The following is a 23,348-nucleotide window of genomic DNA, read 5'->3' on the forward strand; positions in this document are numbered from 1 at the left end:
GTGCGGGTTGAATGACCGTCGTAGCACAGCCTGCCACGACAATCGTTACGACAGATCAAGCGCCTGTGGTCACCAACGGGGACGCTCGGTGCCGCTCAATCGATCGACCATTCCCATAATCCCGCACCGGGTGTCGCAACCGTCAGCCGTAAGTAGCGCGCGGTGACAGCATGGCGCAGCATTATCGGCGAACCGGAACGCTCGCGCGGCGCGGCCAGCCGCGTCCATCGTTTGCCGTCGCGTGACGCCTCGATCGCGTAGCGGTAGCTGCGTGTCGCGAATTCGGGACGCAGGCGGCTGCCCTTCACCTGGCGGACGCTGCCGAGGTCGGCGGTGAGCGTCCCGACCGCGTTCGCCGGCGCGCGCCACAGCGTCGCGTAATTGTCGTCGGCGGCATGCGCCCCATCGCCGACCGGCTGCCAGCGCAGGCCGCGGTCGCGCGCGGCGGCAAAGCCCGCGACCGCGCTGCCATGCGTCGGACGTACCGGCGCCAACGTACCGTCACGCCGGATCGTCAGCCGATCGACCGCCACCTGCCGCAGCACCGCGTCGCCGTGTTGAGGCCATGGCAGCGCCTGGCGGTGGTAGAGGATGTAGCTGGCGCTCCCCGAGCGGAAGATCGCGTGGTGCCCGGGACTGACGATGTCGCGCGCCGCGTCGGTCTGCAGGATCGGGCTGTCGGCGGCTTCCTTGAACGGCCCGAACGGGGTCGCGCCGACGGCATAACGGACCTTGTAGGTGTCTCTGGTGGTGTTGCCGTCGCTGTAGGTCAGCAGGTAGCGACCATGCGCCTTCATCATGAACGGCCCCTCGAAATAGTTCGCGGGCGTCACGTCGCGCGGGGTGCCGTCGAACGTCACCATATCCGGCTTCAGCCTGACGACGAAGCAATGGCCGTTGACCCAGTTCAGCCCCGATCCCCAGTAGAGATACGCCCGGCCGTCATCGTCCACGAACGCCTCGGCGTCGATCATGTGATACGCCGGGGCAAAATCGCGTTTGATCAAGGGCTTTCCGCCGTTCGCATCGCGCCACGGCCCTGCCGGCGAGGGGGCGCTGCCGACCCACACCTCGCTGCCCACCGAGACGTACATGTACCAGCGCCCGTTCACGGCGCGCACGACCGATGGCGCCCAGACCTTGGAATCGCCGGAGGTCGGGCTGGTTGCGGCGCGCTTGGTCGGCCATTCCGGCGTCGAGAAGCGCCAGTCGCGCCCGTTGTCCGACGTCCACAGCCCCAGCCGATCGTCGCCCCACGGATCGATCGTCGCGAAGACGTACCAGCGCCCGCCGTCGCGGACGATCGACGGGTCGGCGAAATAGCCCGGCAACAGCGGGTTCGAGGCCCCGGCTGCATCCCACCGCGGCGGCTCGTCCGCGGCCAGCGTCAGCGGGGCGGCGAGCAGCAGCAGCGCAGGCGCCCAACGGCGCAGGCGATCGGTCAGGCGGCAGGTGAGGCGGGGCATGGCAAGTCCTTCCCGGCGCCGCGGCGCAGGATCAGTGTGACAACGGCGCGCGGCGGCGCGATCGTGCCGGGAACGCAGGCAGCGTCGTGCGCAGCGTCGGTGACAACCATCCGCGCCCGCCAGCCTGGTGGCAGCGTCAGTTGCCGCGGATTGAGCCCGGGGTTGACGTGCACCAACACCAGCCGCCGTCCGTCGGGCGACATCGCACCGGCAGTATCGAGATCGTCGACCGAGACCAGGCGGTCGCCCGGCCGGATGTAGCGGCTGAACTGCGCCATCGCCCAGTATTTGCGCGTGACGTGGATCGCGTGCGCGGCGCCGGGGGACGCCCGCAGGTCGGCCTTCACCAGCCCCCAGTTCGACCCCTTGCCGCCGTCGCGCGTGCTGAGGTCCTCCACCGCCTGCCAGAACACCCAGGCGGCAGGCTCAAGTCGCTTGAGATCGAGCACGATATGCTCGGCCATCGCCAGCGGCGAGGCCATGCCGTCGAAGCTCTCCGGGTCCTTGTCGAGCGGGGCGTCGTTCTCGCTCATCCACAAGCGGATGTTCGCGGCACGCGCGGCGTCGCGAACGCCGGTCTGGTTGATGTTGCCATAGCTGTGGACGTTCAACTGGCCGATCCGCGCGCGCGTCGATGCCGGATAGCCGGCCCAATCGGCCAGGAAGAGGACCGAGTTGGTCTCGTCGGGTGCGGCCACAACGGTCGTCAACCCGCGCGCGCGCAGCGCCGCGTCGGTCGCGTCGATCATCGCCGCCTGCCGCGCCGGGCTCCAGTGTGCCCCTTCCTGCTTGTTGGCGGCGAACCAGTAATCGGTGTTGGGCTCGTTGACTGGCGACAGGGTGCGAAAGGTGATGCGATGCCGCTTCTGCAATTCATCGACGCTGCGCGCGAGATAGGCGGCGAACGGCGCCTCGAAGCCGGGGCGGAGATTGTCGTCGGTGGCTTTCTCCGCACCCGACACACGCCCGGAAACGGTCATGAACCACGGTGGAGAGTTCGAGAACGCCTCGAAGATCGGCGCCTTCACGCGGGTGCGGATCGCGTCGAGCCACCAGCGCTGGCGCTTGTCCTGCGACCAGTCCCACATCGCCGGATCGTCGGCGCGCCACCAGTCCCTGCCCTGCGCGCCGGCGGGTTGCTGCCAGAAACCGGGCACCGCGCCGCCGGGGCGGAGATACGGTGGCGTACCGGCAGCGTTGCCGCCACCGATGTTATAGCGGGCGATCGTCCAGCCGAGCCCGTCCTTGCCGTAGAACAGGTCGGCCAGCCGCTCCCGCTCTGTATCGGGCCACCCGCCCGTGACGTCCGCGAACCACGCGAGCGCGGTGCCCCACCCCTCGAACACGGTCGATGGGCGCTCCACCGCCGGATGCAACGTGACCGTGACCGGGCGTTCCTGCGCGGCGCAAGGCGTCGCAAACACCGCCAGGAGCGCGGCGAGGCGAGGAATGCGGATCATCTTCTCTCCCGGTTTTGTATGACAATACCGGGAGCCAGGAGCGGGTCAAGCGATCGACGCTGCACGCGGCGGGATCGACATTCAGCGCTTCACGGGTGCCGTACTGCTGGGAGACGAAGACGATCGATCCGTTCGGGCGAACCGCGCTCCTACGGTCCGGCAGGCGTGCTCCCCCCAACCCGTCGTTGCTTCGCTGCGCTCGCGACGACGGCGAACGCAGGGAACCGGCGGGATGTTGAACGGCCCTAGAAGCGGCCATAATCCCCGTTCGGGCCTTCATCCTCGGGTGGCGGCCCACGATCGTCGGGGTAGCGTTCGACCGGCACGCGCTGACGCGGCTCGGGCGGTTGCGGGAGTTCGATCCCGAGTTCGCGCAGGCGATCGACCGCCTCCGCGATCGAAGGTTGCGCGCCGTCGATCACGCGCCCGAACTCGTCGATCGCGCCGCCGTCCATATTGTCGAGCGGGGCGCCCATCTCGTCCTCGGCGGGCGCGACGACGACGGGGATGTCGAGCGCCGACATCATGAACTGCCGCCAGATCTGCGCCGGCATCCCGCCGCCGTGCAGCCCCGGATTGGGCGTGCTGTCGTCCTTGCCGACCCACACGCCGACGACGAGATTGCCCGCGAAGCCGATGAACCAGCCGTCGCGCCCGCCCTGGCTGGTGCCGGTCTTGCCGAACGCATCGACCGGCAGGTTCGCGTCGCGACCGGTGCCGCGGATCGACGAGCCGAGCAGCGAACGCATCTCGTCGCGGATCTTGCCCGGCATTTCGGCATCGCGCCCGGCGATCGCCTCATACCAGCTGGCGTTGCGGTTGCCTTCCACGCCGCGCGGGGTCACCGGATAGCGGCCGCTGGCGATCGCGGCATAGGCGCCGGTCAGCTCCAGCAGCGACACCTCGGCGGTGCCGAGGCCGATCGTCGCCTCGTTCGGGATCGGGGTGGTGATGCCGAGGTCGCGCGCGGCCTTGATGACGTTGCGGACGCCGACTTCCTGCGTCAGCCGCGCGGCGACGACGTTCGAGGAGCGGGCGAAGGCGCGGCGCAGCGTGATCGGACCGAGATAGCGGCCATCGTCGTTGCGCGGTTTCCACCCGGCGATCTCGACCGGCGAATCGTCGCGGACGTCGTCGGGGGTCAGTCCGGCGCGCAGCGCGGCCAGATACACGAACAATTTGAAGGTCGAGCCCGGCTGGCGTTTCGCCTGCACCGCGCGGTTGAAGGCGCTGGTGCGATAATCCTTGCCGCCGACCATCGCGACCACCTTGCCATCGGGACGCATCGCGACGACCGCGGCCTGCAACCCGCGCAAGCTCGCCTGCCGCACGACGCGCTCGGCGGTGGACTGGAGCCCGCGGTCCAGCGTGGTCTTCACCCTGGCGTCGGTGCCGGCGTCGCCCGCGACCTCACGTGCGGTGGGCAACACCCAGTCGGCGAAGTAGGTGCCGGTCGGCAGCGTGTCGGTGCGCGCGGGCAGCACGCGCTGTGGCTGGACGACGGCGGCTTCGCGTTTCGTCAGGAAGCCGGCATCGACCATCGCGCCGACGACCACGGCCTGCCGGGCACGTGCGCCCTTGAGATTGCCGGTCGGGGCGAGCCGCGACGGCGCCTTCACCAGCCCGGCGAGCATCGCGGCTTGCCCGACATTCAGTTTCTGCGGCGTGCGCCCGAAATAGTGCTTCGCCGCGGCGGTGATGCCGTACACGTTGTCGCCGAAATACACGTTCGACAAATAGCGTGAGAGGATCTCGTCCTTGGAAAGCCATGCCTCGAGCCAGAAAGCGATCATGACCTCGCGGATCTTGCGTGCGGCGGTGCGGTCCGAATCGAGGAACACGTTCTTGGCCAGTTGCTGCGTGATGGTCGACCCACCCTGCCGGACGCCGCCAGAACCGACGTTCGCCCAGGCAGCACGCGCGATCCCGCGCGGATCGATGCCCCAATGCGAGTAGAAGCGGCGATCCTCGATCGCCATGAACGCCTCGCGCACGTGCGGCGGCAGCGTCCTGGCATCCACCGGCGTGCCGATGATCGCGCCGCGCCGGGCGATCGGCGTACCGTCGGCGGCGGTGAGCGTGATCGAGGGCGGCATCTGCGGCTTGAGCGATTGCGAGAGCGGCGCGGTCACCGCCAGCCAGATCACCGCGATCACGAACAGCACGATCGACGCGGCGAGCGCGCGGACGATCCACTTGCCCCACGCGATGCGGCGCAGCGGCGCCCGCGGCGGCGGCGTGCCCCCGCCATCGTCGTAGCGCGGGGGGGCGTGGAAATCGGCCGCGCGATCGGCGTCGTCGTGCCAGGCGCCGAACGAGGGCAGCGGGTCGGGCGTCGCACCACCGGGCGTATCGCCGCGAGCGTGGTTGTAGCGGACGCGGCCGGTATCGTAGGGATCGGGGCGCATGGCTGATGGTGTCTTACGCTGATAAAACAGTTGTCGCAAGCCTCGCCCGCGTCAGACAAGGATAGCCAAATGCAGGATGATGCGAAAGGCGCGGATGCGCCGCTGGTGGTGGGAATCGGGGGAACGATCGGCGGCGTGTCGTCGACCGAGCGGGCGTTGCGCATCGCGCTGGGCGAGGCGGAGGCGCAGGGCTTCCGCACCCGGATGTTCGGCGGGGCCGACATGGCTCGGCTGCCGCTCTATGACCCGCGTGCCACGTCGCGGACCGTCGAGGAGCGCGCGTTCGTCGATGCGGTGCGGCAGGCGTCCGCGGTCATCATCTCCAGCCCCGGCTATCACGGCAGCATCTCGGGCGTGGTGAAGAACGCGCTCGACCTGCTCGAGGAAACCGCACGCGATGCGCGGCCATACCTGGCCGACATGCCGGTCGGGCTGATCGCGACCGCTTATGGCTGGCAGGCGACGGGCTCGACGATCGCGGCGCTGCGCTCGATCGTCCACGCGCTGCGTGGCTGGCCGACGCCGTTCGCGGCCGCGATCAACACGCAGGTGACGCGCTTCGACGACGAGGGCGGCGCGAGCGACCCTGCGGTGGTCGAGCAATTGCGGCTGATCGGCCGGCAGGTGGCGCGCTTCGCGCCGCTGAGCGCGGGCGCGGCCGGGGCATGAGCGCGGCACGGCCGCGGCGTAGCGCGCTGTTCCTGCCGGCGTCGAACGCGCGCGCGATCGAGAAGGCGCGGACGCTGCCGTGCGACGTCGTGATCCTCGACCTTGAGGATGCGGTGGCCCCGGCGCAGAAGCCGGCCGCGCGCGCGGCGGCGGTGACGGCGGTGCGGGACGGCGGGTTCGGCGCGCGCGAGCTGGTGGTGCGCGTCAACGCCGCGGATACGGCAGAGGGGGTGGAGGATCTCGCCGCATTGTCGGACTGTGCGGCGGATGCGGTGGTGCTGCCGAAGCTGGAGACGGCGGCGACGTTGGTGGCGGCGCGCGCGGCGGTGGGCCCGGGGCCGGCGCTATGGGCAATGATCGAGACGTGCAGCGGTGTGCTGGCGCTGCGCGAGATCGTCGCCGCGGCGCGCGACACGGGATTGGCGGCGCTGGTGGTCGGCACCAACGATCTGGCGCGTGAGCTGCGCTGTCGCCCGGGGGCGGACCGCGCGCCATTGTTGCCCGCTTTGGCGCAGGTGCTGCTGGCGGCGCGGTCGGCGGGGCTGGTGGCGCTGGACGGGGTCATCAACACGCTCGACGACGATGCGGCAATCGCGGCGGAATGCCGGCAGGGGCGCGACTGGGGGTTCGACGGCAAGACGCTGATCCATCCGGCGCAGATCGCCGCGGCGAATGCGGTGTTCGGCCCGTCGGACGAAGATGTCGCGGCGGCTCGGGTGCTGGCGGCGGCGTTCGACGGGCGCGAGGACGAGGGCGCGATCCGGATCGACGGACGAATGGTCGAGCGGCTGCATCTGGTGGAGGCGCGGCGCACGCTGGCGCTGGCGGCGGCGATCGCGGCGCGCGGGTAGGACGTAACTGGCATCGTACCCGCTACGCCCGTCCTTTCATCGCGACCGTAGCGAAGCGCCGGCTACTTCCTGCAATATCCCTCACCGGACTTCACGATCAGGCAATCCTTCTTGCCCGCCAGCCACTTGAGCCCCGCCTGGTCGCCAGTGCCGGGCACCGCGACTTCCGCGACGCCGTTGCGCATGAAGCGCAGCCCCTCGGCGGTGACCGATCCCTCGAAGGTGCCGCGATGGTCGAGATCCCATTGCATCTCCATCGTCACCCCGCCACCGGTGCGCGGCGCGACATCGAGGAACATCCCCTCGACCCCGATCCAGCGGCCGACATAGCGCTGCTCGGTCGCGACCGCGGGATCGCCGCGCGGTTCCGCGACCGGGCCTACATGCTCGCTGGGCGTCGCGCTGGGCGACGGGTCGGGGGCGGGTTGCGCGCAGGCGGCGAGCGCGAGCGGGGCGGCGAGCAGCGAGGCGAGCTTGGTCATGGCGGGTTCAACCGGCCGTGGTGGCGAACCGTTCCGGGACGGGCGTTCCGGGTGGCATTCGCGCGCGGTCGCCGCTAGAGGGCGTCGACATCCTTCATCACGGGAGTCGATCCTTGCGTATCGCCATCGCCTGCGACCATGCCGCCGTCTCGCTGAAGGACGACCTGCGCGACTGGCTGGCGGGCGAAGGGCATGAGATGCTCGACCTCGGCACGCATGGCGCCGGCAGCGTCGACTATCCCGATTACGGCCGCCGGCTTGGCGCCGCATTGGCGGCGGGCGAGGCCGAGCGCGGGATCGCGCTGTGCGGCTCGGGCATCGGCATCATGATCGCGGCCAACCGCAACCCGGCCGTCCGCTGTGCGCTCGTCAACGAACCGCTTTCCGCCGCCCTGGCGCGCAGCCACAACGACGCGAATGCGATCGCGATGGGCGCGCGGCTGATCGGCCCCGAGATGGCGCGCGCCTGCGTGGCCGCCTTCCTTTCCACCGACTTCCTGGGGGGGCGTCACGCCGCCCGCGTCGACATGCTCAAGGAGCTTGCATGAGCACCAACCCGACCTCGCTTTCGCAGATCCAGCCCGCCTATAAAACGGATGGCGGCTTCTTCACGCGCGGCCTTGCCGACGCCGATGCCGCGGTGTTCGCCGGGATCGAGCACGAACTGACCCGCGAGCAGACGCAGATCGAGCTGATCGCGTCGGAAAATATCGTCAGCCGCGCGGTGCTGGAGGCGCAGGGCAGCGTCTTCACGAACAAATATGCCGAGGGCTATCCCGGCAAGCGTTACTATCAGGGTTGCCACCCGTCCGACGAGGTCGAGCAGCTGGCGATCGACCGCGCCAGGCAGCTGTTCGGCTGCGGCTTCGTCAACGTGCAGCCGCATTCCGGCGCGCAGGCGAACGGGGCGGTGATGCTCGCGCTGGTGAAGCCGGGCGACACGATCATGGGGCTCAGCCTGGACGCGGGCGGGCACCTGACGCACGGTGCGCGTGCCGCAATGAGCGGCAAATGGTTCAACGCGGTGCAATATGGTGTCGCGCCGGACACGCATCTGATCGATTATGACGCGGTCGAGCGCCAGGCCGTGGAGACGCAGCCGAAGCTGATCATCGCGGGCGGCTCCGCCTATCCGCGCCATATCGACTTCGCACGCTTCCGCGCCATCGCGGACAAGGTCGGCGCGTTCTTCATGGTCGACATGGCGCACTTCGCCGGGCTGGTCGCGGGTGGTGTCCATCCGACCCCGTTCGGCCATGCACATGTCGTGACGACCACCACGCACAAGACGCTGCGCGGCCCGCGCGGCGGGATGGTGATGACCGACGACGAGGCGATCGCCAAGAAGATCAACTCGGCGGTGTTTCCGGGGCTGCAGGGCGGGCCGCTGATGCACGTCGTCGCCGCCAAGGCGGTGGCGTTCGGCGAAGCGCTGCGCCCCGACTTCAAGAGCTATGCCGCCGCGGTCGTCGAGAACGCGAAGGTACTGGCCGCGACGTTGAAGGAGCGCGGTGCCGATCTGGTTTCGGGCGGCACCGACACGCATTTGGCGCTGGTCGACCTGACGCCGTTGGGCATCACCGGGCGCGACGCCGACGAGGCGCTGGAGCGCGCCGGCATCACCTGCAACAAGAACGGCATCCCCAACGATCCGCTGCCGCCGGTCAAGACCAGCGGCATCCGCGTAGGCTCGCCCGCGGGCACGACGCGCGGCTTTGGCGTCGCCGAGTTCCGCGAGATCGGCAACATGGTCGCCGACGTGCTCGACGGCTTGCGCGCGAAGGGTGAGGCGGGCGACGCCGAGGTCGAGGGTGCAGTGCGGGAACGTGTGCGCGCCTTGTGCGCTCGGTTCCCTATCTACCAGTAAGGAGACCCGTTCGTGGCCGATATCGACAACAAGCTGAACGAAGTGCAGGGCACGGTGAAGAACACGCCGGGGCTGGGCAAGAGCATGGCCAAGTGGAGCGCATTGGGCGCGGTGGTGGCGATCCCGCTGCCGGTGGTCGGGCCGATCTTCGGCGCGATCGCGGGCGCGGCCTATGCCTATCGCAAGGGCACCAAGAACAAGTGACCGCCTGAATGCGATGCCCGTTCTGCGGCCACGACGCCAGCCAGGTGAAGGACAGCCGCCCCACGGACGATGGGGCGGCGATCCGGCGACGGCGGCAGTGCGAGGGATGTGCGGCGCGCTTCACCACCTTCGAGCGTATCCAGCTGCGCGAGCTGACCGTGGTGAAAAGCGAGCATCGCCGCGAGCCGTTCGATCGCGAGAAGCTGCTTCGGTCGATCTCGATCGCCGCGCGCAAGCGGCCGGTCGAGCCGCTGCGTCTGGAGAAGCTGGTCAGCGGCATCCAGCGCCAGCTGGAGACGAGCGGCGAGGCCGAGGTGACCGCCGAGCGGATCGGCGAGATGGTGATGGACGGACTGAAGGGCCTCGATTCCGTCGCCTACATCCGGTTCGCCAGCGTCTATCGCGACTTCAGCGAGGCGCGCGACTTCGAGGAATTCGCGGGGACGGTCGAGGAGGCCGGGCGGGGGTGACGTCACTTCCGTTCGATTTGCGCAGCATCGCGCTTGCCGAAATGCGATCGTCGCGAACATAGCGATGCGATGAGCTTCTACGTCTACATCCTGCGTTGCGCCGACGGCAGCTATCACACCGGCCACACCGACGATCTCGAGCGCCGCATCGCCGAGCATCAGGCGGGGACGACGCCGGGCGACACGCAGGATCGACAGCCAGTCGAGCTGATGTGGGCGCAGAATTTTCCCAGCCGGATCGAGGCGCTGGAGCGCGAGCGACAGGTGAAGGACTGGTCGCGTGCCAAGCAGGAAACGCTGTTTCGCAACGATCGGGAAGAGCTGGGTGCGATGGTCCAGGGGCGACTGCGCGTCCCGGCGGCGCCTGACGCTGGCGCGACCCGAACGGTGGAAGAAATGTTCCCCGCGACGGACGAGCGTGCGGCGGGAGCGCCTTTGAACAGCGAGCGAACGTCGGTACCGCCACCGCTGATCGTGCTCGTTCGCCCGCAGCTTGGCGAGAACATCGGCAAGGCGGCGCGGGCGATGCTTAATTTCGGGCTTGCCGAATTGCGGCTCGTGGCACCACGCGACGGGTGGCCCAATCCGCAGGCAGGGCCGGCGGCGTCGGGGGCGGACGTGGTGCTGGACGGCGCAATCGTGTTCGACAGCGTGGCGGAGGCGGTGGCCGATTGCGCGCATGTCTATGCCACGACGGTTCGCAAGCGCGGCGTGACCAAGCCGGTCGTCACCCCGGCGGGCGCTGCGCAGGCGATCCACGCCGGGCCGGGCCGGTCAGCGATCCTGTTCGGGCCGGAGCGGTCCGGGCTGGAGACCGACGACGTGGCGGTGGCGCGGACGATCGTGACCGTCCCGATCAATCCCGAGTTCGGCAGCCTCAATCTCGCGCAGGCCGTGATCCTGGTCGCCTATGAATGGTCGAAGGGGCAGGCGCTGGTCAGTCCGCCGACTGTCGAGGTCGATCCGCCTGCGCCGCAGGTAGAGCTCGACGGGATGATCGCGCAACTCGACACGCTGCTGGTTGACGGCGGTTACTATTTTCCGCCGGACCGCACGCCGGCGACACGGCGGATGCTGCGAACGCTGCTGACCAAGCCGGGCTGGTCGACGCAGGAGGTGCGGACGGTCCGCGGCATCCTGTCGTCGCTGGTGCCCAAGCGGCCGCGCGGCGGCTGAGATCAGTCGATCCGTGGCGAGGCGGGGCGCCGCTCGCAATAGGATCGCGCGGGATCGTTCAGCGACAGGCCGGCTGCGACGGCGCGCTGGATGATCAGGCGGATCGAGCCGTGCCGCGCGTCGCCGTCGTTGCCGGGCTCGCCGTTCCGGAAACGATCGGTGGCGACGTGCAAGCCGTTGCTGGTACGGATGTAAAGCCCGCCGCTGCCGCAGAACGGCGCGATCCGGCGCCGCACCGTCGTGTTCGGGACCGACAGCGCTCGGGCGATTTGCGTGACGCGCACGGCGTGGCGCGGCAACAGCGCGTTCGGGTTCCCATGGAGAGAGCGATCGGCTTCGAGCGCCTGTTTGTTGGCGTGCAGCACGGCCGAGAAGATCGCGAGATCGATCGATTCCGGGCACCATGAGCGGTTCGCGTCCGCGAGCGCGAGCAACAGGTCAGCGGCCGCGCATACGCCGTCGTCAAGCGACAGCCTGGGATTGGGAGACTGCACTGCCGATGTCGCCGGAAAGGCGCCGGTCGCAACGCCGTCTGCGACAAGCCGCACGAAGCAGTCGTGTGCATGGCGCATCTGACGCCAATTTGCGGGGGTGGCCCAATACGGCCGCGACAGCATCACCCCGCTCGACGTCCGCTCGCACACGTTGCGATCGAGCAACGCGCAGATGTGGCGGCGGACGGTCTCGAACGGGCGCCCCAGCGACATGGCGGCGGAGTGGACCGAGATCGTCCCGTTGCGGTCGGGGTGCGACAGGCTGGTGCGAAGAAGGAAGCAGAAGACCATGAACCGGTCGATATTGCCGTCGAAGTAGCGCATCCCCGCGACGTTGATGCTGGTGTGGAATTCGGCCAATAGTCCGGCAAGTGGCGGAATGATCCGAGAAGACAGCATCCTCGTCGGGAAATTGCCTGTACTATCAATTCGTTGCTGCGAAGCAGCATAGATTGGCATTTCACTGCACCTTTTTCCGAACAACAAAGCTCGGCGTTCGCATCTCACGCGGAACGATAGTGATGGCGCATGGCCGCGTGTGATGCTTCGCAAAAGCATGTGTCGCACAAAAGGAACGAAAGATACAAGGTATCGCCTGGGCAGAGCTGTTTCTGTACCATTGCTGCTTCATTACAAAGCCAGCATAATTACGGCGCGCAGCTCTTGCACGAGGGTGGCGGGGACGGTGCGAAAGCGTACCCTGCAGTGACTTCTCGATATTAATCCATCGCGCAACAAATGTTAAAAGTCTAGGAATTACACAGACATATGGAGGCGCGGCAACGGGCGCTTCGGGCACCCGTCGCTCCCCGGTCTATTCCGCCGGCTGGGCCGTTGCAGGCACCGTCCGCGGCCGACCGGCCAGTGCATCGTCGAGCGCGTCGCGATCTAATTTTCCTTCCCATCGCGCGACCACGATCGCCGCGACGGCGTTTCCGACGAAGTTGGTCAGGCTGCGGCACTCGCTCATGAAGCGATCGACGCCCAGAATCAGCGCCATGCCTGCGACCGGCACGGTGGGCACGATCGACAGCGTTGCGGCCAGCGTGATGAAGCCTGCGCCGGTGACGCCTGCCGCGCCCTTCGACGACAGCATCGCGACGCCCAGCAGCAGCAATTGCTGGCCGATCGTCAGCTCGACGTTGCACGCCTGCGCGATGAACAGCGCGGCGAGGGTCATGTAGATGTTGGTGCCGTCGAGGTTGAACGAATAGCCGGTCGGTACGACGAGGCCGACGACGCCGCGGTCGCAACCCGCCGCCTCCAGCTTCGTCAGCAGCCCCGGCAAGGCCGGCTCCGACGACGAGGTGCCGAGCACCAGCAGCAGCTCGCCCTTCAGATAGGCGAGCAGGCGCAGGATCGAGAAGCCGTGCAGCCGCGCGACGATCCCGAGGATGCCAAACACGAACAGCGCCGAGGTCAGGTAGAAGGTCGCGACCAGCCCGCCGAGATTGACGAGGCTGCCGACGCCGTATTTGCCGACGGTGAAGGCGATCGCGCCGAACGCACCGAGCGGGGCGACGCGCATCAGGATCGCGACGATGCGGAAGACGACGATGTTCAGCCGCTCGATGAAATCGAGGATCGGGCGCGCCGGTTCGCCGACCAGACTGAGTGCGACGCCGAACAGGATCGCGACCAGTAGGACCTGCAGGATGTTGCCCTGGACGAGTGCGGAGACGAGCGTGTCGGGGATGATGTTGAGCACGAAGCCCGTCAGCGTCGTGTCATGCGCCTTCTCGGCATAATCGGCGATCTTGCCGGCATCGAGCGTGGCGGGGTTGATGTTCATCCCCGCGCCGGGCTGGACGACATTGGCGACGATCATGCCGACGATCAGCGCGAGGGTGGAGAAGAAGAGGAAGTAGCCGAACGCCTTGCCCGCGACGCGACCGACCGCACGGAGTTCGCGCAGACCCGCGATGCCGCTGACCAGGGTCAGGAAGATGACGGGAGCGATCACCATCTTCACCAGCTTGATGAACCCGTCGCCGAGCGGCTTCAGCGCTTCGCCGAGTTGCGGGTAGAAGTGGCCGAGGATCGCGCCGGCGACGATCGCGATCAGCACCTGCACATACAGGTGGTGGTGAAGTCGCCGCGGGCCCTCGGCCTCCGGCGGAATGGTGGTGGCGTGCATAACCTCTCCTCGCGTCCACGCTGACGGACGTCTTGGGGTGAGGCTAACGCGGATTACCCCGCGTGCGAAAGGACGTTGTTCGGCCTCTTCAAGCGGTTGATAATGCCCGTTATTTCAGCAGGGGTGTAGGCATTCCGTCGCGAGGCGTGCGGGAATCCGCCCGCGTCGCGATCGGCTCGTGCTGCAATCCGCACGTCACGGGCGACCGGCACGGTCCCAGGCCGCGATGTCCGCAACCGCCTGCGCGACGGACATGCGCGGCCGGTAGCCGGTCGCCAGCATCCGGTCGATCGCGTAGCGGACCGGCGTGCGGAAGCGCGCGACTTCGTCATGCGACGGAATGCGCGCGACGAAGCGGTCGAGCGGGGCGAGCGACGTGCCGGCGCGTTCCGCGACGGCGCCCAGCGCCTTGGCCGCCTTGCGCGCGATCAGCATCGGCCGACCGGGCAGGCGGCCGTGCGGACGCGGCGCCTGCACCGCGTCGCGCAAGGCTTCCAGATAGGCGTCCCACGTCGGGATGTCGGCGCCGTTGACGTTGAAAACCCCGGAAACCGGCGCGGCGGCGCTTGCGAGATGGACGATGAAGCCGGCGAGGTCGTCGACATGGACCAGGTTGGCGTCGCCTTGCCCTGCGGCGCCGAGCACCGGCCATCCGCCGTCGAGCAGCCGGTCCAGATAGAGCGTCGTCCAGGCCGCGCTGCCGGGCCCGTAGATCAGCGTCGGTCGCATGATCGCCACCGCCATCGCATCGGCGGCGGCATGGCAGGCAGCCTCCGCCGCGACCTTCGCCGCGCCGTAAGCGCCGTGCGGCCGGTCGATCGGCGTATCCTCGTCGACATGGCCGTGAACGGCGCCATAGACCGCGACCGAACTGAGCTGGACGAAGCGCTTCACGCCGGCGGCGCGCGCGGCGGCAAGCGTGTTGCGCGTGCCGTCGACGATCACGCGCGTGTCGCGCGGCCCGCCCACCGCGGTGTGGACGACCGTCTCGATCCCCGGCATCGCCACCGCGAGCGTCTTGGGGTCGAGCACGTCGAGCGCCCGGCCGCCGGCGGGCGGACGACGGTACGCCGCGACCACCGGAACGCCCGCCGCCTGCAACGCCGCTACCACCCGCCGGCCGACGAAGCCGCCCGCACCGGTCACCAGCACCTTGCCCGTCACCGGCACTGCTCCTTCAAATGGTCGGCGAGCCGCAATGCGAGCGCGATTGCGGTCAGCGTCGGATTGGCCTGGCTGGAGGTCGGCGTGACCGCAGCGCTGGCGACATAAAGCCCGGCGACGCCGTGAACGCGGCAGTCTCGATCGACGACGCCGTCGCGCGGCGTGGCGGACATGCGCGTGGTGCCACTATGGTGACCGCCATAGGCGCCGGCGTCGAGCAGCGCGTCTTTCAGCGCGTCCTCGTCATAGGTCAGCGTGCCGGTGCCGGTGCGCGCGAGTTCGTCACGCATCAGCCGGTAGGTGGCGCGCGCCGAATCGAAGTCCGCCGATGCGACGCGCCAGTCGACAAGCAGGCGCCGCATCCCCAGGGCGTCGCGCGCCGAGGTGAGTTGCACGCGGCTGTCCCAGTTCGGCGACTGCTCGCTGACGAATTCCAGCGGATAGCGATTGTCGCGCGACGGCAACGCGATCGACGGTATGCGGCGCGAGGCGAGATAGCGCTTCACGCCCCAGGTGCGCACGAAATTGGCGAGTTGCAGCGGATGCCGCGCGATGTTCGCGATGTGGCGCAGGTACGGACCGAGCGAGCGGTCCGCCTCGCGTGCGCCGCGGCTGTACTCATACTTCACCGCAAAGGCGGCCAGGAACATCAGCGACAGCACCGGATCGCCGTGCGCGGGATCGTTGGCGTCGCGGATATGCAGCCGCGCGGTGCCGTTGAGCAGCCGGAGCGCGCGCTGTGCCTCCGGCGTCGGCGCGATCCGGCGGCGGATGTAGATCCCCTCGGCATCGCGCTCATAGTCGAAGCCGATGCTGCGCGGCGCGCCGGTGAAGTGCGCCATCCCGAACGTGGCGGCGAGGTGGCACATATAGCCGCGCCCCAGCCAGCCGCCGGTGTTGCCTACCCCGTCGGGCTGTACATCATCCGAGGCGAGCAGCAGCCGCGCGGTTTCCAGCCCGCCCGCCGCCAGCACGTAATGCCGCGCACGGACCTGCCAGTCGCTGCCGTCCGGCGCGCGCACCGCGAGATGGTCGACGCTGTTGCCGTCGGCGGCGAGCCGCACCGCGGTGACCGGCGCATGGGTGAGCACGCGTACGTTCGGCGCGGCGGTCAGTTGCTTGCCGTAGCGCGTCCAGAAGTCCGTCGGGCGGCTGAAGCGCTCGATCGTGGTGTGAAGCCACTCACCGTCAAGCCCGGGGACGATCGGCGCGGAGGGCGTGTGATCGAACGCGCCGGCCTCCGCCGCCTCCATCGCGGAAGGATAATAAGGCGCGACGTCATCGTAACCGATCGGCCAGCCGGAATGCGCGACCCAGTCGCGCTGCTCGAAATCGATCGGATCGAACGGGATCGAGCGCCCGCCCCACAGCGAGGTCGTCCCGCCGAGCGCGCGGATGCGGTATGTGTCGGGCGGCCAGTGGACGCGCGCGTCGGCGACGTCGCCGGCATACGCATCCTGCACCGCGGGTTCCAGCCGCGCACCGCCCGCTTCCAGCACCAGCACCTCGAGCCCGAACGCGGCACAGCGCGCCGCAAGCGTCAGTCCCGCCGCGCCCGTCCCGACGATGCACACGTCGGCGGGGGCGGGTGGGGCGGTCAATTCGCTGCTATCGGCTCGCACGCTGTCTCCCGGGGCTTGCTCGGCACCGGGGTAGCACGCCCGCGCGCCGGGGCAAGCACGACGGCCCCGTATTGCCCCGATTCGGAGCGAAGACGGGGCCGTCGATCGTGATGCGAACCAGTCGCTTAGAGGTCGGCCGCCTGGTACCGGTCGGCTTTGGGCGGGATCGACGCACCAACGTGGTTTCCGCTCTTCATACCCCCATTCACGCCGCCGGCAGGCCCGCGGCGACGCGATGGCTTTCGATCCCGCCTAGAGAATGGCGCGCGCGATCGCGGCGGCCTGCACGTCATAGGCCCATGCCGTTTCGTGGAGCCCGTCGGCGAACGCGCCGCTCGCCTGCGCGACGGCACGACCGCCGAGCAGCGCTTCCTCGTCGACGAACAGGCAATCGTTGTCGAAGGCGAGCGCGCGCAACGCCGTCCGCCACTGCGCCCGCAGTGCATCGGGACCGCCGGTCGGAGCGCTGCCGCCGACGGCGGGCCAGGTGAGGATCACGCTGCCGCTCGCCCGCGCCTGCTGGACGATCGCGCGCACGTTCGCCAGCCACGTGGCCATCGCGAGATTCTGCGCGATGTCGTTGGTGCCGAGGTTCACGACCGTGAGGTGCGGCGCATAGACTGCCAGCGCGGCAGCGGGCGAGAACGCGGCGCTCGTATCGGCCTGGAAGGCCGAGGTGACGCCGAAGACGCCGAAGTTGGCAACCTCGATCCCCGCGCGCGTGCTGTCCCACGCCACCATGCCGACCAGTTGCAGGTTGCTCGCCGGCCCGGTCCGCGTCACCACGATCGGGCTGGCGTCGCGCGTCGTGAAGCTCGCCTCCAGGCGCGCGAACCCGCCGACCGCGCCGGCCGGGACCAGCGTCACGCTTTCCCCGCCCTTCGCGACCGTGAAGGCGGGGCGGTCGGTGCCGCTGCGGATGAACACCGAGCAGCGATCGACCGGTGCGGCCGGCTGGAACTTGCCGGGATTGCCGTTCGACGCGCTCAGCGCCGCGCCACCCAGCGAATTGCTGCCGCCGCTCCAGCCCGAAAACCCGCTTCGTCGCGGATCATAGGCGAGTACCTCGGCGATGCTGCCCAGCCCCGCGCAGCCGAAGAAGCTGTCGCCCCGGATCGGGAGGCCGCCCGCCGCAAGCAGCGCGGCGACGCGTGCCGGGCGGCTGCGCGCAAATGCTCCCGCGGTGCCCGCACCCGTTCCCGCACCTGCTCCCATCGTCTTGCTGTCGCCGACGAACGCGATCCGCGCCGCATCGGCCATGCCGGTGCGCACCCGTCCGCGCGCCGCCGCCCATGCCAGCAGCGCGGTGGGCGCGGCCCTTTCCACGGCCGGTACCGGCGCACCGACGCGTGCCAGCGACGCGGCGCTTACCGCGCCGCCGATCGACCCCGAGGTCCGCGTCATCTCAGGCCTCCGCGATCAGGCTGGTGGCGGTGGTGCCGGTGGCGCGGACGTATAATGCGCGCACCGCGACGTAGCTGGCGTCCGGCAAGTTGCGGTAGGTCACGTCCTCGGTGCCGCCCACCCCGCGCAGCGTGATCGTACCGCCCCCGCCGACATAGATGCCCTTCGGCACCGACGGCAGTGGAGTGGCGTCGTCGGGCACTATCGCAAACGGCGCGGTCGCGGGCGCGGTGGCATTATCGGCGTTGTTCTGAAACCGGTCGGGCATCGTCACATCCTCCATCGTATGGAATGTTCCCTTTATGTTCGCTACATGCTTGTAGGACAGCCCCCTTGTGCGCCGGTAGGTGCGCGCGCCTTTTCAATTGGCGGGGAAGCGCTTACGCTTTAGCGTCGAGCGCGTTGACCGCCCGCCAACCCCCATCATCACGGAAGTGCGTTACCCGATGGCCCGATCGCTGACCCTCGATGCTGCGTCCGTCTCCCGGCCGGAACGCGCCGATGCGCCGCGCGTGACGGTGGCCGATGCCACCGCGACGCCGCCGTCGTTCGAGGACAAGGTGGTGCTGGCGATGTTCGCGATCGGGGTGATCGGCGTCGTCGTGCTTCAGAAATTCGCGTGGCCGCTCGCGGGCGGCGGCTTCGTGCCGGTGGTGCTGCCGTTGTTCGCCGGTGCCATCGCGTTCGCGCCGATCCTGATGCGCCCGCGCTTCGATCCGGTGCGGATCGGCGGCTTCTTCCTCGCCTTTCTGGTCGCGTCCTTTTCCACTTTCTTCCTGGCCCCGCGCTACAGCGCGTCCAGCCTGATGCTGTTCGCCGCACTCTATGCGCCGTTCGTGATCCAATATGAGACAAGCGCCGCCAATTACCGGCGCTGCATGAACCTCTACATCACCGTCATGCTCGGGTTCGTCGGCGTCACGCTGGCGCAGCACCTGATCCAGCTGACGATTTCGTGGCGTGCGTGGCCGAACCTCAACCTGCTGATCCCCGCACCGTGGCTGGTGCCCGATTACAATTACATCCAGCCGATCATCTACGGCTCGCGCTTCATGAAGCCGAACGCGGTCGTCTTCCTCGAAGTGTCGCTGCTGTCGCAATTCATCGCGGTGGCGCTCGCGATCGAACTGACGCTGTTCCGGCGCCCGATCCGGCTGATCGTGCTGACCGGCGGGCTGCTGATGACGATGGCCGGCACGGGCGCGCTGTTGATGGCCGCGACGCTGCCGGTGCTGCTGGGTCGCCTGCGGCTGCGCAATGCGGTGGTGATGCTCGCGATCCTGCTGGTGGTGTGCGTGATCGCGTTCCGGCTCGGCTGGTTCGATATCGTCAGCTCGCGCATGGACGAATACAAGCATAACGGCACCAGTGCCAACATGCGCTTCATCCTGCCCGCCGAGCGGCTGCTGGAGTTCCTGCGCGATCCCCGTGGACTGATCGCCGGCATCGGTGCCGGACAGATCGAGAAGGGCGGCAATTTCATCTGGTGGCCGTTCGTGAAGGTGGCGATCGAATACGGGTTGTTGAGCGCGATCCTTTTCTACGGCTGGGTGATCTATTGCCTGTTCCACCGCGCGCCGGACCGCGCGCTGGCGTTCGTGCTGCTGGTGTGGTTCTCGTTCGAGGGGACGCTGTTGACCGCGCACAATGCGTTGGCGCTGGTGGTGTTCGGAACGCTGCTCCGCGTCGCCCCGGAAGAGGCGCGACGTCGGCGATCCAGGGCAGCGGCGCCCGATGCCGAGGTTACGGAGGCGCCACGGCGGCGACGGTCGGAATCCTCCGCGGCGCGGTCGCTTGCCACGGCGCCTTCGCCGTCCGTCGAGCCGGTCGGCGACGTCACGGGTGAGGCGCTGGTGTCACTGCTCGGCACGCCCGACACCGGCGGGCGGCTGATCTATGCGATCGGCGACCTGCACGGGCGCGTCGACCTGTTCGACAAGCTGATCGCGCGGATCCGCGCCGACATCGCGGCCCATCCCGGCGGCTACGAAGGCAAGCCGATGATCGTGCTGCTGGGCGATTACATCGACCGGGGCCCGGCGTCGGCGCAACTGATCGAGCGCATCCTCGCCTTGTCGGCGGACGAGACGATCGAATGGCGGTCGGTGCTCGGCAACCACGAGGATGCGATGGTCGCGTTCCTCGACGAACGCAGCAGCGGGCAAAGCTGGGGCCGCCACGGCGGGATGACGACACTCGCGTCATACGGTGTCGACGCGCCGGAGAATGCGGACGGCTGGGCGGTGGCGCGCGAGCGGTTGCGCGCGGCGGTGCCGCCCGCGCACGACGCCTGGCTGCGCGGGCTGGAGCAGCATATCGTGCAGGGCGAACTGATCTTCGTCCATGCCGGGTTGCGCGCGGGCGTGCCGCTCGATCGACAGAAGCTGAAGGACATCCTCTACATCCGCGAGGAGTTTCTGAGCACGCCGGTCGACGCCGGCCTGCTGATCGTCCACGGCCATACCCCGCAGGACGAGGCGTACGGCGCGCCGGGGCGGATCTGCCTCGACAGCGGTGCCTATGCGACGGGCGTGCTCACCGCGGCGCGCTTCGATGGCGGACCGGTGCGGTTGATGACGACGCGCTGACCGGCCGCGCGTCGCTTCAGCGGCGCCGCGCCGGGCGCATCGGGCGCAGGCGGACGGCGATGCAGATCACCGTCGGCCAGAAGAGCGTGTTGATGATATCCGGGATCGTGTCCCACCACCGCCAGCTATGGTAATGAAGCCGGTCGAGGACTTCGTTCGTCAACTCTGCCAGCATCACCACCGACAGCGGGATGAAGGTGCCGAGCGAGCGACGCGTCACGATGCGCGCGATCATCAGCACCGCCATCCCGGCGTGGATGTGCAGAACGGTGTCGGTGGTACCGGTGCCGTCGCCGATCCAGGAAATGAAGCGGGCGTACAGCCCCGGTACGTCGATCACCGGGTCACTTCTGGCAGGCGACGATCGCGGTCACGACGCTGATGGTTTCCTGCGGGTCACGAACGCGGACGCAATCCACCCCCGCCTCGTGCGCGGGATAGTCGTTGCCGCCCGGGAAGATCGCGTCGCCGATGAACAGCATGTCCGACAAGGCGAAGCCGCTCTCCTCCGCCAGCTTGCGCAGGCCGTAACCCTTGTCGACCCCCTCCCGCGTGATGTCGATCGAGGTCGATCCGCCCATGTTGATCGCGAGACCGGGCAAGCGCTTGCGCAGGTCGGCCTGGATCACCTTGCGCTTGGCGAAGTCCGGATCCCAATGCTCCTTGGCATCGAGCGGCGCTTCCTGGCCGAGCGCGGAGAAGGTGATCTGGCTGCCGCGATCCTCGATCCGCTCGCCCCACGTCTTCTCCGGTACGAACCCGGTGGCTTCCAGCGCCTCACCGAAAGCGGCGATGATCTTCTGCTTCTCAGGCTCGTCGAACAGCTCGGCATAGACCGTCTGCCATGAACCGTCCTTGTGCGTGAACAGCTTGGTGCCGGTGGTCGGCATCAGCCACAGCCGCTTCAGATCGGCGCGCGCGGGCAGGCGGCTGGCGACCTGCTTGTCGAACTGCGGCCAGTCGCCGCCCGAGATCACCGCGACGTCCGCGACCATCAGCAGGTCGGCCAGCGTCTCGCCCATGTCGTCCTTCAGCGGTTGCTTGCTGAGTGCGAGAGTGCCGTCGAGATCGAAGGCGACGAGCTTCTTCATTCAGTATCTCCGCGGGGCAGGATGATCGTTTCGATGGCGTGCGCTACGCCATCTTCGTCGTTCGCGCGAGTGGTGGAGTGCGCCTTCGCCTTCACCGCATCGGGCGCGTTCCCCATCGCGATCGACAGCCCCGCACGTGCCAGCATCGGCAGGTCGTTGGCCTGATCGCCGATCGCCGCCGTATCGCCGAGGTCGACGTCGAGCGCCTTCGCCAGCGCGGCGATGCCGTCGCCCTTGTTGGCGGCGAGCGCGGTGACGTCGAGATAATAGGTCTGCGACTGCGCGACGGTGGCGCGTTCGCCGAACGCCGCGTGGACGCGTTCGTAGAGCGCGTGCAGCGCGGCCTCGTCGTCGCTGACGAAGGTGATCTTGTCGGCGCGATCGAGCAGGTCGTCGAATGACGCGACCACCGCTGGCTCCTGCGCGCTGCTGCGACGCTCGCTTTGCGTGTGCGGACCGTCACCGTCGCTGGCGTACCATTGGTCGTCCGCGAAGACCCATGTGTCGACGCCGTCCGCCATCGCGAGGACGCCGCGCGCGATCTCCGCGGGGATCGTGACGTGGCTGACGATCGTGCCGTCGCGGCGAAAGACGATGCCGCCGTTGAACGCCGCCACGTCGCCGTCGAGTTTCAGCGGTTCGAGGAGCGGGCGGATGCCCGACATCGGCCGCGCGCTGATGACGGTGAAGCCGACGCCCGCGGCGCGCAGCCGATCCACCGCCGCGATCGTCGCGGCGGTGAGTCGCTTGTCCTTGTCGACCAACGTTCCGTCGAGGTCCGACACCAGCAGGCGGATCGCCATTACTGCGGCATCTCGACGTGCCCGCCGAACCCGAAGCGCATCGCCGACAACACCTTTTCGCCAAAGGTATGCTCGACGCGGCTGCGATAGCGCGCGAACAAGGCGGTGGTCAGCACGTTGGCGGGAACCGCCTCCTCCATCGCCGCCTCGATCGTCCACTGGCCCTCGCCCGAGTCGGCGACGTTGCCGCTGAACTTTTCGAGCTTGCCGTCCGTCGTCAGCGCGTCGGCGGTGAGATCGAGCAGCCACGACGAAATAACGCTGCCGCGCCGCCATACCTCGGCGATGTCGGACAGGTTGAGGTCGTAGCGCTGATCCTCGGGAAGCCGCTCGGAAACCTTGCCCTTCAGGATGTCGAATCCCTCGGCATAGGCTTGCATCAGGCCGTACTCGATGCCGTTGTGAACCATCTTGACGAAATGGCCCGCACCCGCCGGACCGGCATGGATATAGCCGTTTTCGGCGCGCGCATCCGCACCGCTCTCGGCACGGCCGCGCGTGCGCGGGATCGTGCCCATGCCGGGTGCCAGGGCAGAGAAGATCGGATCGAGATCGCGCACGACCTGTTCGGGGCCGCCGATCATCATGCAATAACCGCGTTCAAGCCCCCACACGCCGCCGGACGTACCGACATCGACGTAGTGGACGCCTTTTTCGGCGAGCGTCTTGGCGCGGCGGATATCGTCCTTGTAGAAGCTGTTACCGCCATCAATCACGATGTCGCCCGCCGCGCTGCCGGCGGCGATCTGGTCGACCATGCCATCGGTGATCTCACCGTGCGGCAGCATCACCCACCAGATGGCGGGGATGCTGGCCTTGGCGCGCGCATCATCGACCGAGGTCGCCGCGATCGCGCCATCGGCAACCAGCTTCTCCACCGCTTGCGCGTCGCGGTCATAGGCGACGATCTCGTGACCCGCCTTCATCAGGCGGCGTGCCATGTTGCCACCCATTCGGCCGAGGCCGATCATCACCAGTCGCATTGCGTACCT

General features: G+C 68.6%; 22 protein-coding genes. 8 read left to right on the forward strand and 14 right to left on the reverse strand.

All coding sequences use genetic code 11. The features are described from left to right. Positions 1-95: 95 nt before the first annotated feature. The 3 genes from SPHPHY_RS0101155 to SPHPHY_RS18785 form a co-directional block, all read right to left on the reverse strand. Complete coding sequence (locus tag SPHPHY_RS0101155; protein WP_022684880.1) at positions 96-1,466, reverse strand: family 43 glycosylhydrolase; 1,371 nt, start codon at positions 1,464-1,466, stop codon at positions 96-98. Continuing rightward, a complete protein-coding gene (locus SPHPHY_RS18780; RefSeq protein WP_022684881.1) occupies positions 1,442-2,926 on the reverse strand; it encodes a glycoside hydrolase in 1,485 nt (494 codons plus the stop codon). Before SPHPHY_RS18780 ends, SPHPHY_RS0101155 begins: the two co-directional genes overlap by 25 nt. Positions 2,927-3,171: 245 nt before the next feature. Then, complete coding sequence (locus SPHPHY_RS18785; protein WP_022684882.1) at positions 3,172-5,334, reverse strand: transglycosylase domain-containing protein; 2,163 nt, start codon at positions 5,332-5,334, stop codon at positions 3,172-3,174. Positions 5,335-5,403: 69 nt separating this feature from the next. Between SPHPHY_RS18785 and SPHPHY_RS0101170 the strand changes: the two genes are divergently transcribed. Both SPHPHY_RS0101170 and SPHPHY_RS0101175 read left to right on the forward strand, forming a co-directional pair. Next, positions 5,404-6,003, forward strand: coding sequence for an NADPH-dependent FMN reductase (locus SPHPHY_RS0101170; RefSeq protein ID WP_022684883.1), 600 nt, complete (start codon positions 5,404-5,406; stop codon positions 6,001-6,003). Continuing rightward, positions 6,000-6,854: an HpcH/HpaI aldolase/citrate lyase family protein gene (locus tag SPHPHY_RS0101175; protein ID WP_022684884.1), complete on the forward strand. Its 855-nt coding sequence runs from the start codon at positions 6,000-6,002 to the stop codon at positions 6,852-6,854. The genes SPHPHY_RS0101170 and SPHPHY_RS0101175 overlap by 4 nt, the downstream gene beginning before the upstream one ends. Positions 6,855-6,916: 62 nt before the next feature. On the opposite strand, the gene SPHPHY_RS0101180 is transcribed toward SPHPHY_RS0101175, so the two are convergent. Continuing rightward, positions 6,917-7,336: a hypothetical protein gene (locus SPHPHY_RS0101180; RefSeq protein WP_022684885.1), complete on the reverse strand. Its 420-nt coding sequence runs from the start codon at positions 7,334-7,336 to the stop codon at positions 6,917-6,919. 113 nt (positions 7,337-7,449) lie between these two features. Here SPHPHY_RS0101180 and rpiB point away from each other — a divergent pair, with 113 nt between their 5' ends. The 5 genes from rpiB to SPHPHY_RS0101205 all read left to right on the forward strand — a co-directional run bounded on the left by rpiB (position 7,450) and on the right by SPHPHY_RS0101205 (position 11,053). Further along, on the forward strand, positions 7,450-7,884 hold the full coding sequence (gene rpiB / locus SPHPHY_RS0101185) for a ribose 5-phosphate isomerase B (RefSeq protein WP_022684886.1): 435 nt from the start codon (positions 7,450-7,452) through the stop codon (positions 7,882-7,884). After that, positions 7,881-9,203, forward strand: coding sequence for a serine hydroxymethyltransferase (glyA, locus tag SPHPHY_RS0101190; protein WP_022684887.1), 1,323 nt, complete (start codon positions 7,881-7,883; stop codon positions 9,201-9,203). The genes rpiB and glyA overlap by 4 nt, the downstream gene beginning before the upstream one ends. A 12-nt stretch (positions 9,204-9,215) precedes the next feature. Further along, entirely contained in the window at positions 9,216-9,407 is a 192-nt protein-coding gene (locus SPHPHY_RS0101195) for a hypothetical protein (protein WP_022684888.1), read from the forward strand. Positions 9,408-9,415: 8 nt separating this feature from the next. Next, entirely contained in the window at positions 9,416-9,877 is a 462-nt protein-coding gene (gene nrdR, locus SPHPHY_RS0101200; RefSeq protein ID WP_022684889.1) for a transcriptional regulator NrdR, read from the forward strand. 69 nt (positions 9,878-9,946) lie between these two features. Continuing rightward, positions 9,947-11,053 carry a TrmH family RNA methyltransferase gene (locus SPHPHY_RS0101205; RefSeq protein WP_022684890.1) on the forward strand — a complete coding sequence of 369 codons (1,107 nt, stop codon included), beginning with the start codon at positions 9,947-9,949 and terminating at the stop codon, positions 11,051-11,053. A 2-nt stretch (positions 11,054-11,055) separates the two neighbouring features. Here SPHPHY_RS0101205 and SPHPHY_RS0101210 read toward each other — a convergent pair whose 3' ends face one another. The 6 genes from SPHPHY_RS0101210 to SPHPHY_RS0101235 form a co-directional block, all read right to left on the reverse strand. Then, positions 11,056-11,946 carry a hypothetical protein gene (locus SPHPHY_RS0101210; RefSeq protein WP_156024955.1) on the reverse strand — a complete coding sequence of 297 codons (891 nt, stop codon included), beginning with the start codon at positions 11,944-11,946 and terminating at the stop codon, positions 11,056-11,058. A 415-nt stretch (positions 11,947-12,361) separates the two neighbouring features. Then, complete coding sequence (locus tag SPHPHY_RS0101215) at positions 12,362-13,684, reverse strand: dicarboxylate/amino acid:cation symporter (protein ID WP_022684892.1); 1,323 nt, start codon at positions 13,682-13,684, stop codon at positions 12,362-12,364. 195 nt (positions 13,685-13,879) lie between these two features. Continuing rightward, entirely contained in the window at positions 13,880-14,848 is a 969-nt protein-coding gene (locus SPHPHY_RS20780; RefSeq protein ID WP_196802093.1) for an NAD-dependent epimerase/dehydratase family protein, read from the reverse strand. Beyond that, entirely contained in the window at positions 14,845-16,449 is a 1,605-nt protein-coding gene (locus SPHPHY_RS0101225) for a GMC oxidoreductase (protein WP_022684894.1), read from the reverse strand. The genes SPHPHY_RS20780 and SPHPHY_RS0101225 overlap by 4 nt, the downstream gene beginning before the upstream one ends. A 273-nt stretch (positions 16,450-16,722) precedes the next feature. Next, entirely contained in the window at positions 16,723-17,874 is a 1,152-nt protein-coding gene (locus SPHPHY_RS0101230; RefSeq protein WP_022684895.1) for an SGNH/GDSL hydrolase family protein, read from the reverse strand. Position 17,875: 1 nt separating this feature from the next. Continuing rightward, complete coding sequence (locus tag SPHPHY_RS0101235; protein ID WP_028056349.1) at positions 17,876-18,142, reverse strand: spike base protein, RCAP_Rcc01079 family; 267 nt, start codon at positions 18,140-18,142, stop codon at positions 17,876-17,878. A 178-nt stretch (positions 18,143-18,320) separates the two neighbouring features. Between SPHPHY_RS0101235 and SPHPHY_RS20785 the strand changes: the two genes are divergently transcribed. After that, positions 18,321-20,462, forward strand: coding sequence for a metallophosphoesterase (locus SPHPHY_RS20785; protein WP_022684897.1), 2,142 nt, complete (start codon positions 18,321-18,323; stop codon positions 20,460-20,462). Positions 20,463-20,478: 16 nt separating this feature from the next. Here the strand turns inward: SPHPHY_RS20785 and SPHPHY_RS0101245 are convergent, their stop codons facing one another. The 4 genes from SPHPHY_RS0101245 to gnd are packed head-to-tail and all read right to left on the reverse strand — an operon-like array spanning position 20,479 to position 23,339. After that, positions 20,479-20,802, reverse strand: a complete 324-nt coding sequence (locus SPHPHY_RS0101245) for a hypothetical protein (protein WP_022684898.1) — start codon at positions 20,800-20,802, stop codon at positions 20,479-20,481. A gap of 4 nt (positions 20,803-20,806) precedes the next feature. Beyond that, on the reverse strand, positions 20,807-21,553 hold the full coding sequence (locus SPHPHY_RS0101250) for an HAD-IIB family hydrolase (RefSeq protein ID WP_022684899.1): 747 nt from the start codon (positions 21,551-21,553) through the stop codon (positions 20,807-20,809). Next, a complete protein-coding gene (locus SPHPHY_RS0101255; protein WP_022684900.1) occupies positions 21,550-22,356 on the reverse strand; it encodes a Cof-type HAD-IIB family hydrolase in 807 nt (268 codons plus the stop codon). The genes SPHPHY_RS0101250 and SPHPHY_RS0101255 overlap by 4 nt, the downstream gene beginning before the upstream one ends. Further along, positions 22,356-23,339 (reverse strand): phosphogluconate dehydrogenase (NAD(+)-dependent, decarboxylating), encoded by a 984-nt coding sequence (gnd, locus tag SPHPHY_RS0101260; protein WP_022684901.1) that lies wholly within the window; start codon positions 23,337-23,339, stop codon positions 22,356-22,358. The genes SPHPHY_RS0101255 and gnd overlap by 1 nt, the downstream gene beginning before the upstream one ends. Positions 23,340-23,348 lie beyond the last annotated feature (9 nt).

Origin of the sequence: Sphingomonas phyllosphaerae 5.2 (assembly GCF_000419605.1) — a bacterium.
Taxonomy (GTDB): Bacteria; Pseudomonadota; Alphaproteobacteria; order Sphingomonadales; family Sphingomonadaceae; genus Sphingomonas; species Sphingomonas phyllosphaerae_B.